The sequence below is a fragment of the Cronobacter sp. EKM101R genome (genome assembly GCF_963888145.1).
Classification (GTDB): domain Bacteria; phylum Pseudomonadota; class Gammaproteobacteria; order Enterobacterales; family Enterobacteriaceae; genus Cronobacter; species Cronobacter turicensis.
The window spans coordinates 313,014-330,888 of sequence record NZ_CAWPHW010000042.1; the positions used below are offsets into that span (position 1 = coordinate 313,014).

Below are 17,875 nucleotides of genomic sequence, written 5' to 3' on the forward strand. Positions count from 1 at the left end.
GTAAGACCTGCGGTAGCTATAATCCCCACATTCACATCAGAAAACGGGTACTTCTATGATCCGCAGTATGACCGCCTACGCCCGGCGAGAAATTAAGGGTGACTGGGGCAGCGCCACCTGGGAGCTACGTTCAGTAAACCAGCGCTACCTGGAAACCTATTTCCGTCTGCCGGAACAGTTCCGCAGCCTTGAGCCCGTGGTGCGCGAGCGCCTCCGTACCCGTCTGACCCGCGGCAAAATCGAGTGTAGCCTGCGTTTTGAGCCTGATGCCAGCGCGCAGGGCGAGCTTATCCTTAACGAAAAACTGGCGAAGCAGCTGGTTTCCGCCGCTAACTGGGTAAAAATGCAAAGCGACGAGGGCGAAATCAACCCGGTCGATATTCTGCGCTGGCCGGGCGTAATGGCCGCTCAGGAGCAGGATCTTGATGCCATCGCTACCGAGATTTTGGCCGCGCTCGACGGCGCGCTCGACGATTTCATCGTGGCGCGCGAAACCGAAGGTCAGGCGCTCAAAGCGCTTATCGAACAACGCCTCGAAGGCGTCAGCGCCGAAGTCACCAAAGTGCGTGCGCATATGCCGGAAATTCTTCAGTGGCAGCGTGAGCGCCTGGTGTCAAAACTCGAAGACGCGCAGGTGCAGCTTGAGAATAACCGTCTGGAGCAAGAGCTGGTGATGATGGCGCAGCGCATTGATGTCGCTGAAGAGCTCGACCGCCTGGAAGCGCACGTTAAAGAAACCTATAACATCCTGAAAAAGAAAGAGGCGGTAGGCCGCCGACTGGACTTCATGATGCAGGAATTTAACCGCGAATCGAACACGCTGGCGTCTAAGTCGATTAACGCCGAAGTAACCAATTCCGCCATCGAACTCAAAGTCTTGATTGAGCAGATGCGCGAGCAGATCCAGAACATTGAATAAATTTTAATAGGCCCGTCAGGGCCTTTTTTCATAAAAATTCGCCCGCCCACATCAGCCTGTCTCTTTCTTTGATTTAGAAAAACTAATCCGAAACACCTCGCCTTAGAAAATCTCAATCGTTGCGTCATGTATGAATCGTTACCCTTTGCGACCTGATTCAGGGGGAACGATGTTACTGCATGTACTTTATTTAATTGGCATTACCGCAGAAGCGATGACAGGCGCTCTGGCGGCTGGCCGTCGCCGCATGGATACTTTCGGCGTCATTATTATCGCGACGGCCACCGCACTTGGCGGCGGCTCCGTCCGGGACATCTTACTGGGCCATTACCCGCTGGGCTGGGTCAAACACCCGGAGTATGTGGTGATCGTTGCCGCGGCGGCAGTGATCACCACCTTTGTCGCCCCGGTGATGCCTCATCTGCGGCGTCTTTTCCTGGTGCTGGACGCGCTGGGGCTTGTGGTTTTCTCCATTATCGGCGCGCAAATCGCGCTGGATATGGGCGAAGGCCCGATCATCGCCTCGATAGCCGCTGTTGTAACGGGCGTCTTTGGCGGCGTATTACGAGACATGTTCTGTAAACGCATCCCGCTCGTCTTTCAGAAAGAACTTTATGCAGGCATCTCTTTCGCCGCCGCGGTGCTGTATATCGCTCTGGAGCACTACGTCTCAAGCCATGATGTGGTAGTGATAGCAACGCTCCTGTTCGGTTTTACGGCGCGTCTGCTGGCGCTGCGCTTTCGGCTCGGACTGCCGGTTTTTCATTACCGCGCCGGAACGCACTGACGCGTTATACATATCGTTACGCCCAATGGTTATGGCAGCGCAAAGCCGTCGATTTTCTGCTCTGCCAGCCATTGCGCCAGCGCAGCGACATCCGGATGATGAATGTAGCTGACCAGCTGTCGTGCACGTTCGGCGCCTACGCCAGGCAACGTCTGCCAGCTACGTTCATCACGCATCTGTAACTGATGCCATGTGTTATCTGCCAGCGCCTGCCATGCTCGCGTAGGCAAAGGCAGGCCCAGCGCTTTTACCCAGCGCTGGAAAGGCAGCTGGCGCGTCAGGTTGAACTGATGCCAGAGCCGTGTCGCGCGTGGTGCGCTAAACCCCGGCGTTTGTTTTAATGCGTCAACGCTGAGCGCAAGCCAGGAAAAGAGATGCTTAAAACGATGGCGGCTCGATAACTGACGCCACGTGGCCTCTCCCATTCCCGCAAGATCGAATACAGGCTTGCCGCTAAGCCAGACCAGACGCGAGATAAACTGCTCCTCACACGCCCCCGTGGCAAACAAGCAGCTCAGCGCATCGAAACGTGCGGCTGGCGGCGCAGGCTTACTGCGTTTTGCAGGCCGCCAGACAACCGCATCCAGCCGCGGAATACCCTGACCTGCAAGACTCACCTCCACTTCATCGCCTTCGGCCAGATCGAGCTTTTCCCAGCGCGTCAGCGAACCAATACTGACTTTCGACACCTGTTTATCATCAAGCGTTACCGGCTCCAGTTGCGCCACGACGCTTATCTTGCCGGTCCGGCCAACAGCGAAACGCAGCGCTTTTACTTCCGTTACCTGCTTCACTGGCGGGTATTTCCACGCGGCGACCCACGAGCCTTCACCCGGACGCCAGCTTTTTCCGGGCGGCTCTCTCGCCTCGCGGATCACGACGCCATCCGTCACAAAGGGAAGCGGTTCGCTGAACCACTGCTTGCGCCAACGCGCGACGTCTGCAACGGAACTCACCGGCTGACTCCAGGCTCGCGCTAAGGGAAAGCCGCCTTGCGCCAGTATGGTCAAACGCGTTTCCATCTCTTTCGGCCCGTCCGGCCATGCCCAGATAAACAGCTCCAGATCGTTAAGCAAAGGTGACGCCGCGTTGCGCATCATCGCGCCCGCTACCTGTGCTCGTGCATTAATCCCGCCGTCTTGCTGTTGAAGATGCCCTTCCCGGCGTAAAAAAAGCTCGCCCTGCAACACGCTGTCAGCGAGCTCACCTTTCACTTGCAAAGGAATTGCCGGGATATGGCGTGCGCGCGTTGTCCAGTTTTCACCCTGCAAACCATCGCCACGGCTAATGACCTGTTGTAGCTCGCCCTTCCGGTAAACCAGCGAAACCGCCACTCCATCCACCTTCGGTTGCACCCACAGGTCCGTTTTTCCGTGCATCCATTGCGAAAGCGATGCGGCATCCTTGAATTTTTGTACTCCCGTATGCGCAACAGGGTGGCGCGTGCGCCCGGCGGCAACCGGCGGTGGCGCGTCACTCACCGTAGCGAGCGAAAAACAGGTTTTCCACGCATTAAGCCTTTGGCGCATGCCGTCATAAACGGCGTCGCTGACGTTATTTTCGCCGCGCAGCCAGTATGCTTCATCCCAGCGCGCCAGTTGGCTTTCCAGCGCCGCAACCTCCTGTCGCGCCTGCTTATGCGTCCAGTCAGGACAGGACGCATAAGCGCTTTCGTATGCCAGACTGGCCAGCAATAAAAGAATAATAATGCGCACGTTTCACCCCCTTCGCTTTCCTGGCGAGACGGTAATACATGACGCCGTCTGGCGGCGAGGCGGGTTGTTATGTTTTACGAGGAGTTTTCCAGGGTTTTTCGCTGATTGCATAAACGAGACCATTTTTCTGGATAATGCCTCGCAAAATGACGCAAAGCGACGCGAACTCTGCGACAAAGACTGCGCCAGCGTAGCGCGACGTGTATAATAAGGCGGTATACGCTCCTCTTTTCGCATACCAACAGACGTAGAACCACATGGCTCAAGGCACGCTCTATATTGTTTCCGCTCCCAGTGGCGCGGGTAAATCCAGCCTTATTCAGGCTTTTTTAAAGACGCAACCGCTCTATGATTCGCAGGTGTCGGTGTCGCATACCACGCGTAACCCGCGTCCTGGCGAAGTCCACGGCGAGCACTACTATTTCGTTAGTCACGACCAGTTTCGGTCGATGATTGCAGAAGACGCGTTTCTTGAGCATGCGGAAGTGTTTGGCAACTACTACGGTACGTCGCGCGCGGCGATTGAGCAGGTACTGGCGACGGGCGTAGATATTTTCCTGGATATTGACTGGCAGGGCGCGCGGCAGATCCGCGAGAAAATGCCGCAGGCGCGCAGTATTTTTATCCTGCCGCCATCTAAAGAAGAGCTGGACCGTCGCCTGCGCGGCCGTGGTCAGGATAGCGAAGAGGTGATTGCAAAACGTATGGCGCAAGCTGTGGCGGAAATGAGCCACTATGCGGAGTACGATTACCTTATCGTCAATGACGATTTTGATGCCGCGTTGGCTGACTTAAAAATCATCCTGCGCGCCGAACGTCTGCGTATGAGCCGCCAGAAGCAGCGACATGACGCTTTAATCACCAAACTATTGGCAGACTGAACGTAGTTTCAGTATCATGCCCAGTCATTTCTTCACCTGTGGAGCTTTTTAAATATGGCACGCGTAACTGTTCAGGACGCTGTAGAGAAAATTGGTAACCGTTTTGACCTGGTACTGGTCGCTGCGCGTCGCGCTCGTCAGATGCAGGTGGGCGGCAAAGATCCGCTGGTACCGGAAGAAAACGATAAAACCACTGTTATTGCGCTGCGTGAAATCGAAGAAGGTCTGATCAACAACCAGATCCTCGACGTGCGTGAGCGCCAGGAGCAGCAGGAGCAGGAAGCCGCAGAACTGCAGGCCGTTACCGCTATCGCTGAAGGCCGTCGTTAATCACTAGTGCGGGTAGCCCTTGTATCTGTTTGAAAGCCTGAATCAACTGATTCAACAATACCTGCCTGCGGACCAGATTAAGCGTCTGCAGCAGGCTTATCTCGTTGCACGTGATGCTCACGAGGGACAGACACGTTCAAGTGGCGAACCCTACATCACTCATCCAGTAGCCGTGGCCTGTATTCTGGCCGAGATGAAGCTCGACTATGAAACGCTCATGGCTGCGCTACTGCATGATGTGATTGAAGATACACCTGCCACCTACCAGGACATGGAACAGCTGTTTGGTAAAAGCGTTGCCGAACTGGTGGAAGGCGTATCGAAGCTTGATAAGCTGAAATTCCGCGATAAGAAAGAGGCGCAGGCCGAAAACTTTCGCAAAATGATTATGGCGATGGTGCAGGATATCCGCGTCATCCTGATTAAACTCGCCGATCGCACTCATAACATGCGCACGCTGGGCTCTTTGCGCCCCGATAAGCGTCGCCGCATCGCCCGCGAAACCCTTGAAATTTATAGTCCTCTGGCTCACCGCCTCGGTATTCATCACCTTAAAACCGAACTGGAAGAACTGGGTTTCGAGGCGCTGCACCCGAACCGTTACCGCGTCATTAAAGAGGTCGTTAAGGCCGCGCGCGGCAACCGTAAAGAGATGATTCAGAAGATTCTTTCTGAAATCGAGGGGCGCTTGCAGGAAGCGGGCATTCCCTGTCGTGTCAGCGGTCGCGAAAAACATCTTTACTCCATCTACTGCAAAATGGTGCTCAAAGAGCAGCGTTTTCACTCGATCATGGATATCTACGCGTTTCGCGTGATCGTAAAAGATGTCGATACCTGCTATCGCGTGCTTGGTCAGATGCACAGCCTCTACAAACCGCGTCCCGGCCGCATGAAAGATTACATCGCGATCCCTAAGGCGAACGGCTATCAGTCGCTCCATACCTCAATGATTGGCCCGCACGGCGTGCCGGTCGAAGTGCAGATCCGCACGGAAGATATGGACCAGATGGCGGAAATGGGCGTCGCGGCGCACTGGGCTTATAAAGAGCACGGCGAAAGTAGCACGACCGCGCAGATCCGCGCCCAGCGCTGGATGCAAAGCCTGCTGGAGCTTCAGCAGAGCGCGGGCAGTTCTTTTGAATTTATCGAGAGCGTTAAATCCGATCTCTTCCCGGATGAGATTTACGTTTTCACGCCGGAAGGGCGCATTGTCGAGCTACCTGCGGGCGCGACGCCGGTCGATTTCGCCTATGCGGTGCATACGGATATCGGCCACGCCTGCGTTGGCGCACGTGTTGACCGCCAGCCCTATCCGCTGTCTCAGTCGCTTGCCAGCGGCCAGACCGTAGAAATTATTACCGCGCCGGGCGCGCGCCCGAACGCCGCCTGGCTCAATTTCGTCGTCAGCTCCAAAGCACGCGCCAAAATTCGCCAGATGCTGAAAAACCTCAAGCGTGATGACTCGGTGAGCCTTGGCCGCCGTCTTCTGAATCATGCGCTGGGTGGCAGCCGTAAACTGGCAGAAATCCCGCCGGAGCATATCCAGCGTGAGCTTGAGCGTATGAAGCTCGCCACGCTTGACGATCTGCTGGCGGAAATCGGTCTCGGCAACGCCATGAGCGTGGTGGTCGCGAAAAACCTGCTGCAGGGCGAGGCCGCTGCAAGCAATCAGCCGAGCGTGCCGGCGTCCGGCCACAGCCATCTGCCGATCAAAGGCGCAGACGGCGTGTTGATTACCTTCGCCAAATGCTGTCGCCCGATTCCCGGCGATCCGATCGTCGCGCACGTCAGCCCTGGCAAAGGTCTTGTTATCCATCATGAATCCTGCCGGAACATCCGCGGCTATCAGAAAGAGCCCGAGAAGTTTATGGCGGTCGAGTGGGATAAAGAGACCGAACAGGAGTTTATCACCGAGATCAAGGTGGATATGTTTAACCACCAGGGCGCGCTGGCGAACCTGACGGCGGCAATCAACACCGCGGGTTCGAATATTCAGAGCCTGAATACTGAAGAGAAAGATGGCCGCGTGTACAGCGCCTTCATTCGCCTTACGGCGCGCGATCGCGTACATCTGGCGAATATCATGCGTAAAATTCGCGTGATGCCGGACGTGATTAAAGTCACCCGTAACAGAAACTAACCGTATGAATTCTCAGCGTTACGCGCGTATCTGCGAGATGCTGGCCCGGCGTCAGCCCGATCTCACGGTCTGCATGGAGCAGGTGCATAAGCCTCATAATGTCTCGGCTATCATCCGCACCGCAGACGCCGTGGGCGTGCATGAAGTCCACGCCGTCTGGCCGGGAAACCGCATGCGTACCATGGCCTCTTCCGCCGCAGGCAGCAACAGCTGGGTGGAAGTAAAAACCCATCGCAACATCGGCGATGCGGTGGGCCATCTGAAAGCGCGCGGCATGCAAATCCTCGCGACCCATCTTTCTGACAAGGCCGTCGATTTTCGTGAAATCGACTATACGCGCCCAACCTGCATCCTGATGGGGCAGGAAAAAACAGGTATTACCGAAGAGGCGTTGCGGCTGGCAGACCAGGACATCATCATTCCGATGATCGGCATGGTGCAGTCCCTTAACGTTTCCGTCGCCTCAGCGCTTATTCTTTATGAAGCGCAGCGCCAGCGGCAAAACGCGGGAATGTATCGACGCGCCAATAGTACCCTGCCTGAAGAGGAACAGCAGCGCCTGCTGTTTGAAGGCGGCTACCCGGTGCTGGCGAGAGTCGCGAAGCGTAAAGGTTTGCCCTATCCGCGCGTGAATGAGCTGGGCGAAATCGACGCGCAGCCTGCCTGGTGGACCACCATGCAGGCTGCGGAGTAAACGATGCGCGGCCATTTGCTGGACGCCGTACCGCTAAGCTCGCTGACCGGCGTGGGCGCCAGCCAGAGCGCGAAGCTCGCTAAAATTGGCCTGCATACTATCCAGGATCTGCTGCTGCACTTTCCCCTGCGCTACGAAGACCGCACCCATCTTTATCCCATCAACGACCTTCTGCCTGGCGTTTACGCCACGGTGGAAGGCGAAGTCCTGAACTGCAATATCACGTTTGGCGGCCGCCGCATGATGACCTGCCAGATAAGCGACGGCACCGGCATCCTGACGATGCGCTTTTTCAACTTCAACGCCGCGATGAAAAACAGCCTTGCGACGGGCCGTCGCGTGCTGGCGTATGGCGAAGCGAAACGCGGTAAATACGGCGCGGAAATGATCCATCCTGAGTACCGTATTCAGGGCGATGTCAGCGCGCCGGAAATGCAGGAAACCCTGACGCCCGTTTATCCGACCACCGAAGGCGTGCGTCAGGCGACGTTGCGTAAGCTTACCGATCAGGCGCTGGAACTGCTGGAAACGTGCGCCATTACCGAGCTGTTGCCGCCGGAGTTGTCACAGGGGCTGATGAGCCTTCCGGAGGCGTTGCGCACGTTGCATCGCCCGCCGCCGGATATGAAACTTGAAGATTTAGAGAGCGGACAGCATCCTGCGCAGCGTCGATTAATTCTGGAAGAATTACTCGCGCACAACCTCAGTATGCTGGCGCTACGCGCCGGCGCCCAGCGTTACCACGCCCTGGCTCTTGCTGCCCATGATGAGCTAAAAGAGCAACTGCTCGCCTCGCTGCCTTTCAAACCCACCGGCGCGCAGGCGCGCGTGGTGGCGGAAATCGAGCGCGACATGGCGCTGGATATTCCGATGATGCGGCTGGTACAGGGCGATGTCGGCTCCGGCAAAACGCTGGTGGCGGCACTTGCCGCGCTACGCGCTATCGCCAACGGAAAACAGGTCGCGCTGATGGCGCCAACGGAGCTGTTGGCCGAACAACACGCCAACAATTTCCGTAACTGGTTCGCCCCGCTCGGCATTGAAGTGGGCTGGCTGGCGGGCAAGCAAAAAGGAAAAGCGCGCCAGGCGCAGCAGGACGCTATCGCCAGCGGCCAGGTCTCGATGATCGTCGGCACGCACGCGATTTTCCAGGAGCAGGTGCAGTTTAATGGCCTGGCGCTGGTCATCATTGATGAGCAGCACCGATTTGGCGTACATCAGCGTCTGGCGCTCTGGGAAAAGGGTCAGCAACAGGGCTTTCATCCGCATCAGTTGATCATGACCGCCACGCCTATTCCCCGCACGCTGGCGATGACGGCATATGCCGATCTGGATACCTCGGTTATCGACGAACTCCCGCCTGGCCGTACGCCCGTCACCACCGTCGCCATTCCCGATACCCGTCGCAGCGATATTATCGAGCGTGTGCGCAGCGCCTGCCTTGAAGAGGGCCGTCAGGCGTACTGGGTGTGTACACTGATTGAAGAGTCGGAACTGCTGGAAGCGCAGGCGGCGGAAGCGACCTGGGAAGAGCTGAAAATCACACTGCCTGAACTCAACGTCGGGCTGGTGCACGGGCGCATGAAACCCGCGGAAAAGCAGGCGGTGATGCAGGCGTTTAAGCAGGGCGAAATGCATCTTCTGGTGGCGACCACCGTTATTGAAGTGGGTGTGGATGTTCCTAACGCCAGCTTAATGATTATCGAAAACCCGGAGCGGCTCGGCCTTGCGCAACTGCATCAGCTGCGCGGACGCGTCGGGCGCGGCGCGGTTGCATCCCATTGCGTACTGCTCTACAAATCTCCGCTCTCCAGAACAGCGCAGATTCGCCTGCAGGTCCTGCGCGACAGCAATGACGGCTTTGTGATAGCGCAGAAAGATCTCGAGATTCGCGGGCCGGGAGAATTACTCGGTACCCGTCAGACGGGGAACGCCGAATTCAAGGTGGCGGATCTGCTGCGCGATCAGTCACTCATTCCAGAAGTGCAACGTATTGCGCGCCACATTCATGAGCGTTATCCCGAGCAGGCAGCGGCATTAATTGAGCGCTGGATGCCGGAAACCGAGCGTTACTCCAACGCGTAACCCAATGATTTGCTCTCTTCGTGACTCTTTTTATACGTGTCATGAAGGCCGCTCTGCTGACCTTAAACCGCACTACCGGCTTGTTTACCCCATCCGCCTGATGTTACTTTTTAAGATAATTTACTGCAGTCCCATTCATAACGATAATAAATTGATTTTCAGAATTATATAATTAAGAGGGTAAATCGCTCTACAGCCATAACCAAAAAAAATATATTTTTATTTTTAATAAACCTCCTACCCAAAAAAAACAACAACAATGAAAGAAAACAAAAGCAAACCCTTGCCGTCACATATACAAAAGTAATATTAATGAAGGACGCACATATTGATAGCTGTGATATCACTCATTCACAAAACAGATAAAACACGGCGCTAAATTCTTATTTCCATTTGGAAGCACAATTAATCAAGAAAGAAAACCCTTCCACCACCAATAATTATAAGCAAGATAGTTATGAAGCGATTATATCGCCGCGCTATGAAAAAGGGTTTTCAGCGCCGTACTATCAACGTATTTAACTATATAAATAAAGATAACTATAAGCCCGAATAAATTCATATCATGAATAGTAATGGAGTAGTTATCATGCAAAAAAGCCTATTTATATGGCGCCCGTACTGACGGCATGATGTTCTATATGGGTATAGTTCAGTTGGTTGCCCGGCATCCACTGTGGGCCGGGGCAATCCGCATTAGCTATACAGATTGAAACGCTGTAATAAATACAGCAATAAGGCCCTATGGAAATTATTCGCTATTGGGTCAGTTATCTCTTTTTAGCATTATTAGGTTTTTAAAATGAAGAAATTAATCCTGACAACACTCCTCGCCGCAAGCTGCTGGTCAGGAATAGCAGGGGCTGCATTGACACTCAACGCAGATCGTCTGGTTTATAATGAAAAAGACGGTGATGCATCGGTGACGGTTCATAGTAATGAAGATCGCGCCTATTTAATTCAGTCCTGGCTGGATGCTGGCGACAGTACGGTAAAAAAAGACCTGCCATTTGTGGTTACACCGCCATTATTCCGCCTTGCGCCTAAAAGCGACAATGTGATTCGCGTTGTGTATCTGGGTAATGGCTTGCCCGCCGATCGCGAAAGTCTGTTCTGGCTGGACGTAAAAGGCGTACCGGGATTAACCGATGAAGAATCAAAAGTTGAAAACCGCATGGTGCTGGCGATTAACAACCGTATTAAGTTTTTCTTCCGTCCGGCAGGCTTAAAAGGCGATCCTGGCGAAGGCGTGAAAAATGCGCACTGGAGCCACAACGGGAATAATCTAACCGTTGAGAATTCATCACCTTATTACCTGGTGTTAAGCAAGATTGTTGCAGACAAAGAATCTATTCAGGTTTCTGTCGTAGACAACAATACGGTCATCCCGCCGTTTGGCAAAAAGTCATACAAACTTAAGCATGCGCCTGCGAATGGTACAAGCGTGGAATGGAATGGCATCAACGACTTTGGCGTGACATCTCAGACGTTTACTCAGCACCTTGAATAAGTAACAGGGCGTTATGCGTGGTACCAAACTGAAGTGGCTTGCCTCCTTTGTGATGTCAGCAATTTTTTGTCGCACCGTCGCAGCTGGCGAGTACTTCGACCCTGGTTTACTACAGGCAGTAGATGGAAAAGCCGCATTAAGCGACACCAGTTTATTAAGCCAGGGCTATCAGCCTGCGGGCACATATCGGGTTCACATTAATGTGAATGAAAAGCCGGTGATGATAAGCAGCGTGCGGTTTGAACTGAACAAGGATAAACAGCTTGTCGCGTGCCTTTCTTTTAAGGCCTACCAAAAGCTGGGAGTGGATATGAAGAAGATCAGTTCCGATGCAAAGGATAACGAACTTAAAAGCACCTGTGTCCCAATGGAAGAACAAGTTCCAGGTACCAAACTCGCTTTTGATTTCTCCAGGCTCCAGCTGGATATCATCATTCCACAAACAGTACTACGTGATGAAAGCGTACAAGGGGTGCCTGAAGAAGAGTGGGACGATGGCATCCCGGCGCTAATCAACAATTATCAGATCTCCGGCCAGCAATATCTGAATAAAAGTAAGGATACATCGAATACCGCCTACGCGAACCTGACTAACGGTATTAACCTCGGTGCGTGGCGCTACCGGAATAACTCAACGGTAAGCAACGGCGAGGGCTTCCACAGCATTACCAATTATGTCGAAACCGCTATTCATACATTAAAGAGTGAGCTGACAGTTGGTGATTCCAGCACGCCTGGCGACGTTTTTGACAGCCTGCTGGTTCGCGGCGTCCAGTTGTCGTCCGATGACGATATGCTGCCTGACCAACTCAATGGTTTCGCACCCATTATTCGCGGCATAGCCAAAAGCAATGCCCGGGTCACCGTACGCGAAAATGGTTATGTGATTTACCAGCGTTCGGTGCCGCCGGGGCCGTTTATGATTAACGACCTCTCGTCGGTATCCAGTGGCGGCAAAATGGAAGTCACGGTAACCGAAGCGGATGGATCAGAAACGCATAACACGATCGCCTATTCCAGCGTGCCTCAACTGCTACGTACCGGACAAATAAAATATAACCTCACGGTAGGTCGTTATATGTCCGGCACCAGTTCAGTGGAAGACAAGCCGGAGATATTGCAGGCAGTGATAAGCCGTGGTTTGCCGCTCAATACCACGCTCTATGGCGGTAGCCAGTACCACCATCGTTATCAGGCGTTTAGCCTTGGACTGGGTATGGATTTGAAAAGCCTCGGAGGGATTGCTGCGGATATTACCCACAGCAAAGGCCGTCGCGGCAATGCGCTGGAAGGTAGCGGGAAAATGGTGCGTCTGACGTACCGTAACTACATTCCTGATACGGATACGCAGATACAACTTGATAACCGTTATTACAGCGGCGATTACCTGTCATTTAGCGACTGGGCAACGGCGGAAGACTTATTTACCGATACCCGTAAACGCCGTGAATACAACCTGTCCGTGAATCAGTCACTGGATGATTCAAACAGTTTTTATACTTCGCTCAGCCGCAGCGAAAACGTGGATGACTCCGTTTCACGCATGTGGCAGGTCGGTTGGAATGGGTCGATTAAAAGCGTCAGCTTGACACTTTCTTATAGCATGAGTCGCAGCGAGGGCGAGCCGGTATGGGACAAACAACTGGCGCTGACCCTGTCGGTGCCGTTTAGCGATACCTTCCCGACAGCGCAGCCGATGGTGAATTACACGGCGACGTCAGGCCTGGAGAACGACATCAACAACCAGCTCGGCATTAACGGCAAGCTGGGCGAAAGCCAGAGTACGACCTGGAATACACAGCTTTCTTATGCCACGAAACAGGGTGAACAGAGTACTAAATCAGGTTCCGCCGGGCTGGATTATCAGGGCAACTACGGCGATATGAATGTGACCTATAACGCCGACCACAATAAATATATTTCGTGGAATGCCTCCGGGAGCATCGTGGGCCATCGTCATGGCATTACGTTTGGTCGCAACACAACGGGCAGCATGGCGTTAGTTTCTATCCCGGGCATTGCCGACGTGCCGCTGAATAGCGGGCAGGAGATGACCACGGATTCGCGCGGGTATGCTCTGGTGACGGATTTACGGCCTTACCATCGCAACAATTTGGGTATTAACACCCAAAGCGCGAGTAAAGATCTCGATTTCGTGAGCACCTCAGCGCAGCTTGTGCCGACCAAAGACGCCGTCGTGCTGGCTGAGTTCAAAGCTATCCGCGGACGTAAAGCTGTCATCACCGTCAACCATAACGGCGATGTTCTGCCTTTCGGCGCACGGGCGCGCATTGAAGGCATGGATAGCGTGTTTTACGTAGGCGACAAAGGGCAGGTGTATCTCAATGCTGTACCCGATAAAGGCATGCTGAACTTCAAATGGGGCGAAAACCAGACCTGCTCCGTGCCGTTTGAGATGCCGTCAGAGCAGACACCTAAATTACCTATTGTCCTGTTAACGCTGAATTGTCAATGAATGCGATGAAAACCTGTTTCCGGCTGGCGCAAGCTGCTGTCGTGGTGATGATGGCAAAAGGGTTTATTGCGCCGGTATACGCGGGCGACTGCTCGCTTAAGCAAAACCCATCAACGATGACGGTACCCGTAACGGTTCAATTACCCGATAACATCACCATGGTACCGGTTGGCAGCGTTATCTATAAAAGAGAAGCAACGCTTGCCCAGCTCAGCGGTACACACGATGTAATTAGCGCAGAGTGCCGCGCGAAAATAAGCAAACTGCTGAGCGGAAAAATGCCGACGCAACAAAAGGGGCAGGATACTTACGCTACTGCGCTACCAGGCCTGGGGATTCGGGTGACGCTGATTTACGACAAACCGGGCTCAGCGCATAAAGAATGGGTGTTGCCGTTCTCAACGCAGACACGGGACTTGAGTAATAAAACCATCACTTCCGATGATGTGAAGTTACGTTTTGAGGCGATAAAAACGGGGGCGATCACGCAGGGCGGTGTATTGAATTTCCGAATTCCTTCACTGGTGTCACTCAGCGATAACTCGCTGGTCGTGAATCTGGCTATGACGCTGATTGCGCCGAAGGCGCACTGCATGATTCAGATGGCAACCCCACAAGTGGAGCTGCCTCCCGTAAAAATCAGCGAACTGAAAAATAATGGCGGTAAAAATGCCCAGCCCGTCAGCGTCAATCTGCTGTGTATGAATATCAGTAAAGCCAGCCTTAGTATTGAAGGGCTGAATGAAAGCAACGCCCCGACGGTATTTAAAAACGTAGCACCCGAGAGCCCGGCGAAAAACGTCGGTATTGAAATGTTATTCAGCGGAACAGTAATGCGACCCGACTTTCCGCTGGATTTATCACTACCCGATCAGAACAGTTATTCTCTGCCGCTTTCTGTGCGTTACGCAAAAACTGGCAATGATTTAACAGGGGGCAACGTGAAAGCACAGATTACCTTAAGAATAAATTATTTATAAGTAATAATTTTCAGCGCACACATTACAGAATATGGAAAAGTATTTTTACCTTTTTGGGTACGATTGCTTTTCACCTATTTTATTTGAAAATTTTAAAGGACATAAAATTATGAAAAAATCTATTTTAGGATTGGCAGTTTCTGCTCTCTTTATGGTTGGCGCAGCGCAGGCTGAAACTAATCCTAACGACGTTTCCGCAACACTGAGTATTACAGGTACTGTTGTAGCAGATGCTACCGATGCTTGTACTGTCGTACCGGATAATACAACAATTTCGCTGTCAAGCCAGGATGTCAACGACCTGGTCGGCCAGGGCGAAAATGCCGCAACGATGAGTCTGGTAAAACTCAATATTACTGGCCCGGTTGACTGCGCCAATAAGGTTGCAACAGGTGGAATGGCTTTTAAATTCACTGGCGCGACCGATGATGCAGAAGGGACGGTTCTGGCGAACCAGGATACAGGCACTCAAGGTGCCAAAGGCGTTGGGGTGGGCATTTTTACTGAAAACAGAACCCCGGTGCGTGTAAACAGCACCGACAGCCTTCTGGCGTATACCGAGGGTACGACTATCGGTCTTTCGATGGTTAAACTGGCAGGCCAGACCGCCCAGGCCGGTAATGTTACCAGCGCATTAACTATCGAGATTGTACGTCTCTAAGTAATGTAGGCGCTCATCAGTCCGGGAGCATAATACATTCTGAGTCGTGATTAATGCAGACACCCTTAATTGGGTGTCTGCATATTTAAATATCCAGCACAGGATAGCTAAACATGAAAAAGTCATGTTCCTGCCTTGCCATTGCCATCAGTTTTCTCTGTCTCTCCGCGCATGCCGAAGATACTTCGAAAGATGTTTCTGCGACGCTTAATATTAGCGGGACGATTATACAAAATGCTGAGTCATCATGTAGCGTCTTTCCGAGTCAGGATACCCTACAGATTACTGAAAAAATGTCGGAAGTTATCGACCAGGGCGCCAATAACTACGCGCTTTACGGCCCCACCATAACGATCAATGTTATTGGCGGAGCGACATGCAGTTCGCTGATGGATGAAGGAAAAATGGTTTACCGGTTTACAGGTACAGCAGATAACGCTGCGGGCACTGTACTGGCAAATACAAACAGTTCAGCCACCGCTGCGAAAGGTTTAGGTATAGGGATTTACAAGATGGATTTTACTCCATTAAAAGTGAATGTTGATACATTAACCGCGTCAGCAAAAGGTAACCGGATCAATTTTACTATGGTCAAACTGGCCGGTCAGGAAGCTGTTGCAGGTAATTTAGAAACGAATGTCACCATTCAGATAGAGCGTTTGTAGTTTTACATGGTAATAAGCGGGGCTGGATTGCTCCGCTTATTATTCATTTCATGTATAGGATATTCAGCATGAGAAAGTCAGTTCTGTTCGCCATGATCTCTACACTCTTTATGATGAGTGCCGCTCAGGCGGAACCTACAGATAACGTCATGTCATCAGCAAACATTACCTTAGATGGTGCTATTACCGCCGGTGATGGCGCATGCACAGTAGCGATGAATAAAAATTCGATAAGCCTGTTAGCTGACAAGACGACGATGGTTCCTCAGAGCCAACTGAAAAGCAATACTTTTGATGGCACCCTTCTGGTGTCGTTATCGGGGGACGAGGTCTGTAACCAGCGTATTGAGGAAGGCAAAATCGCGGTCAGGTTTACCGGACCTGCTGATGAGGTTGAAGGGAGCGTATTTGCCAACACAGCAACAGGGGAAAACGCCGCAAAAGGCGTAGGTGTCGGCCTCTTTTTAAGCAGCCGCGGACGGGTAACGATTAATCAGGGCGCGATCCCCGTTCGAACCCAACCGTTAGCGCTAAGTGCGCAGGTGATTGGCCTCACGGGTCAGGAAGTGGTTGAGGGCAATGTGCAAACATCAATTACTATCGAGATTGTTCGTCTGTAATCCTGATATTACCCCCGTATCATTCTTATCACCGATGATATTGCGGAATGGGTCAGGTAATTCTTTCACAATGAATACTCATGTTCAGGAGTTATGACATGAAATTATTATCATCAGGACTGATGATATCGGCTTTATTTATAGCGTCAGTCGCCCACGCGGAAATGAATGCCGCAGACGTTCCCGCTACGCTTACGATTACCGGTACTGTTTCCGGCGATACGGAAGCACGTTGTACGCTCGGTACCAGCGTCAGTTCTCTCTATTTACGAGGAGATGTCTCAAATCTCATCAATCAGGGCGACACGGCCGACAGTATGTCATTTGTCCCGTTCCATATTGAAGGAAACACGCAGTGTGATGCCCTGATTGAGCAGGGGCGGCTGTCTTATCGGTTTTTGGGCACGGCAGACGATAGCCTGGGTAGCGCGCTGGCCAATGCGAGCTCGGGTGAAAATGCGGCTACCGGTGTGGCCATCGGGCTTTTTGATAATACGGGTAAGCCTGTGAGTATTAACGGTAGCGGTATTGCCGTGTCGCAGAATTCAGGACAGGGCGTTGGCTTCCAGGTGGTTAAGCTTAAAGATCGCACAGCAACGGCCGGCACCGTACACGGGGTATTAACGATAGATATCGAACGGCTGTAATCGCAGCACAATTCCTTAGCAGCCAATCGTCATCGATAACGGACAGGCCGAGTGCCTGATGGCGCAATAAAGAAAGCGGTAAGGCATAGCTTTTTTGCAGGGCCGGAGATATGCCTTTTTTAATACCACAGACCCGGCGTTAATTGCAGGATTGTAATATTCATTTATAAGGATTGTACTATGAAAAAAATCATATCAGGGCTGGCAGTCGCAGCTGTATGCTTTTCTTCAGCGACCTATGCCACGACCACGACGCAGGATGTTCCTGCGACGCTTAATATTTCAGGCACCGTGTCCGCCAATAAAACGGATCAATGTCAAATTTTGCTAAATCAGGAGATGATTAATCTTACTGCTTCGGCTAACAATTTAATTGAGCAAGGTCAGAATGGCACATCTACGGAGGAAATGACGTTCAGCGTATCCAGTACCAGTCAGATTTCTGAATGCGATAAACAACTCTACGATGGCAAAATCGCTGTCAAATTTGTCGGCACCTACGATGATGCTGACGGTACAGCATTTGCCAATACTGCTGTCGGCGAAAACGCCGCGACAGGTGTAGGTATTGGTCTCTTTAATCATGACAAAACGCCCCTTAATGCCAGCGAAATCTATAATTTATCGCCAGGATCAAACACGGCGACCAAAATTATCGGATTACAGCTGATTAAGTTAAAAGGCGAGACCGTTAAAACAGGTGCCGTAGCCGGCAATATTACGTTCCAGGTTGAACGTTTGTAATTCTTCTGCGCTTGTCGGAAG

Annotated in this window: 16 protein-coding genes; 15 read left to right on the forward strand and 1 reads right to left on the reverse strand. The window is 52.4% G+C overall.

The window, feature by feature from the left end; translation table 11 throughout:
- Positions 1-55 precede the first annotated feature (55 nt).
- Both AACV31_RS18905 and AACV31_RS18910 read left to right on the forward strand, forming a co-directional pair.
- Positions 56-919, forward strand: coding sequence for a YicC/YloC family endoribonuclease (locus AACV31_RS18905; protein WP_007765561.1), 864 nt, complete (start codon positions 56-58; stop codon positions 917-919).
- Positions 920-1,088: 169 nt separating this feature from the next.
- Positions 1,089-1,706, forward strand: a complete 618-nt coding sequence (locus AACV31_RS18910) for a trimeric intracellular cation channel family protein (RefSeq protein WP_007765562.1) — start codon at positions 1,089-1,091, stop codon at positions 1,704-1,706.
- Positions 1,707-1,735: 29 nt separating this feature from the next.
- On the opposite strand, the gene ligB is transcribed toward AACV31_RS18910, so the two are convergent.
- Positions 1,736-3,421 (reverse strand): NAD-dependent DNA ligase LigB, encoded by a 1,686-nt coding sequence (gene ligB / locus AACV31_RS18915; protein ID WP_165155053.1) that lies wholly within the window; start codon positions 3,419-3,421, stop codon positions 1,736-1,738.
- Between the two features lie 257 nt (positions 3,422-3,678).
- Here ligB and gmk point away from each other — a divergent pair, with 257 nt between their 5' ends.
- The 13 genes from gmk (at position 3,679) to AACV31_RS18980 (ending at position 17,854) form a co-directional block, all read left to right on the forward strand.
- A complete protein-coding gene (gene gmk, locus AACV31_RS18920; RefSeq protein WP_007765565.1) occupies positions 3,679-4,302 on the forward strand; it encodes a guanylate kinase in 624 nt (207 codons plus the stop codon).
- 54 nt (positions 4,303-4,356) lie between these two features.
- On the forward strand, positions 4,357-4,632 hold the full coding sequence (gene rpoZ, locus AACV31_RS18925) for a DNA-directed RNA polymerase subunit omega (protein WP_000135058.1): 276 nt from the start codon (positions 4,357-4,359) through the stop codon (positions 4,630-4,632).
- A gap of 19 nt (positions 4,633-4,651) precedes the next feature.
- Positions 4,652-6,772 carry a bifunctional GTP diphosphokinase/guanosine-3',5'-bis pyrophosphate 3'-pyrophosphohydrolase gene (gene spoT, locus AACV31_RS18930; protein WP_165155051.1) on the forward strand — a complete coding sequence of 707 codons (2,121 nt, stop codon included), beginning with the start codon at positions 4,652-4,654 and terminating at the stop codon, positions 6,770-6,772.
- A gap of 4 nt (positions 6,773-6,776) precedes the next feature.
- Positions 6,777-7,466 carry a tRNA (guanosine(18)-2'-O)-methyltransferase TrmH gene (gene trmH, locus AACV31_RS18935; RefSeq protein ID WP_165155049.1) on the forward strand — a complete coding sequence of 230 codons (690 nt, stop codon included), beginning with the start codon at positions 6,777-6,779 and terminating at the stop codon, positions 7,464-7,466.
- A gap of 3 nt (positions 7,467-7,469) precedes the next feature.
- Positions 7,470-9,551, forward strand: a complete 2,082-nt coding sequence (gene recG / locus AACV31_RS18940; RefSeq protein WP_165155047.1) for an ATP-dependent DNA helicase RecG — start codon at positions 7,470-7,472, stop codon at positions 9,549-9,551.
- 802 nt (positions 9,552-10,353) lie between these two features.
- Positions 10,354-11,061, forward strand: coding sequence for a fimbrial biogenesis chaperone (locus AACV31_RS18945; protein ID WP_075197257.1), 708 nt, complete (start codon positions 10,354-10,356; stop codon positions 11,059-11,061).
- Positions 11,062-11,074: 13 nt separating this feature from the next.
- Positions 11,075-13,537 carry a fimbria/pilus outer membrane usher protein gene (locus AACV31_RS18950; protein ID WP_075197258.1) on the forward strand — a complete coding sequence of 821 codons (2,463 nt, stop codon included), beginning with the start codon at positions 11,075-11,077 and terminating at the stop codon, positions 13,535-13,537.
- Between the two features lie 5 nt (positions 13,538-13,542).
- Positions 13,543-14,517, forward strand: a complete 975-nt coding sequence (locus AACV31_RS18955) for a fimbrial protein (protein WP_165155284.1) — start codon at positions 13,543-13,545, stop codon at positions 14,515-14,517.
- A gap of 31 nt (positions 14,518-14,548) precedes the next feature.
- Positions 14,549-15,178, forward strand: coding sequence for a fimbrial protein (locus AACV31_RS18960; protein WP_242658636.1), 630 nt, complete (start codon positions 14,549-14,551; stop codon positions 15,176-15,178).
- Positions 15,179-15,291: 113 nt separating this feature from the next.
- Entirely contained in the window at positions 15,292-15,843 is a 552-nt protein-coding gene (locus tag AACV31_RS18965) for a fimbrial protein (protein WP_165155045.1), read from the forward strand.
- Between the two features lie 68 nt (positions 15,844-15,911).
- Positions 15,912-16,463 carry a fimbrial protein gene (locus tag AACV31_RS18970; protein ID WP_234006147.1) on the forward strand — a complete coding sequence of 184 codons (552 nt, stop codon included), beginning with the start codon at positions 15,912-15,914 and terminating at the stop codon, positions 16,461-16,463.
- 98 nt (positions 16,464-16,561) lie between these two features.
- Entirely contained in the window at positions 16,562-17,110 is a 549-nt protein-coding gene (locus AACV31_RS18975) for a fimbrial protein (protein WP_105538135.1), read from the forward strand.
- A 180-nt stretch (positions 17,111-17,290) separates the two neighbouring features.
- Positions 17,291-17,854: a fimbrial protein gene (locus tag AACV31_RS18980; protein ID WP_165155043.1), complete on the forward strand. Its 564-nt coding sequence runs from the start codon at positions 17,291-17,293 to the stop codon at positions 17,852-17,854.
- The last annotated feature ends 21 nt before the right edge of the window (positions 17,855-17,875 follow it).

What these genes read in the sequence shown, in the direction of transcription:
- AACV31_RS18950 (WP_075197258.1), top strand. Translation starts at nt 11,075, where the DNA reads ATGCGTGGTACCAAACTGAAGTGGCTTGCCTCCTTTGTGATGTCAGCA.
- rpoZ (WP_000135058.1), top strand. Translation starts at nt 4,357, where the DNA reads ATGGCACGCGTAACTGTTCAGGACGCTGTAGAGAAAATTGGTAACCGT.
- AACV31_RS18970 (WP_234006147.1), top strand. Translation starts at nt 15,912, where the DNA reads ATGAGAAAGTCAGTTCTGTTCGCCATGATCTCTACACTCTTTATGATG.
- AACV31_RS18905 (WP_007765561.1), top strand. Translation starts at nt 56, where the DNA reads ATGATCCGCAGTATGACCGCCTACGCCCGGCGAGAAATTAAGGGTGAC.
- AACV31_RS18910 (WP_007765562.1), top strand. Translation starts at nt 1,089, where the DNA reads ATGTTACTGCATGTACTTTATTTAATTGGCATTACCGCAGAAGCGATG.
- AACV31_RS18960 (WP_242658636.1), top strand. Translation starts at nt 14,549, where the DNA reads ATGGAAAAGTATTTTTACCTTTTTGGGTACGATTGCTTTTCACCTATT.
- AACV31_RS18965 (WP_165155045.1), top strand. Translation starts at nt 15,292, where the DNA reads ATGAAAAAGTCATGTTCCTGCCTTGCCATTGCCATCAGTTTTCTCTGT.
- AACV31_RS18945 (WP_075197257.1), top strand. Translation starts at nt 10,354, where the DNA reads ATGAAGAAATTAATCCTGACAACACTCCTCGCCGCAAGCTGCTGGTCA.
- recG (WP_165155047.1), top strand. Translation starts at nt 7,470, where the DNA reads ATGCGCGGCCATTTGCTGGACGCCGTACCGCTAAGCTCGCTGACCGGC.
- AACV31_RS18955 (WP_165155284.1), top strand. Translation starts at nt 13,543, where the DNA reads ATGAAAACCTGTTTCCGGCTGGCGCAAGCTGCTGTCGTGGTGATGATG.
- trmH (WP_165155049.1), top strand. Translation starts at nt 6,777, where the DNA reads ATGAATTCTCAGCGTTACGCGCGTATCTGCGAGATGCTGGCCCGGCGT.
- gmk (WP_007765565.1), top strand. Translation starts at nt 3,679, where the DNA reads ATGGCTCAAGGCACGCTCTATATTGTTTCCGCTCCCAGTGGCGCGGGT.
- AACV31_RS18975 (WP_105538135.1), top strand. Translation starts at nt 16,562, where the DNA reads ATGAAATTATTATCATCAGGACTGATGATATCGGCTTTATTTATAGCG.
- AACV31_RS18980 (WP_165155043.1), top strand. Translation starts at nt 17,291, where the DNA reads ATGAAAAAAATCATATCAGGGCTGGCAGTCGCAGCTGTATGCTTTTCT.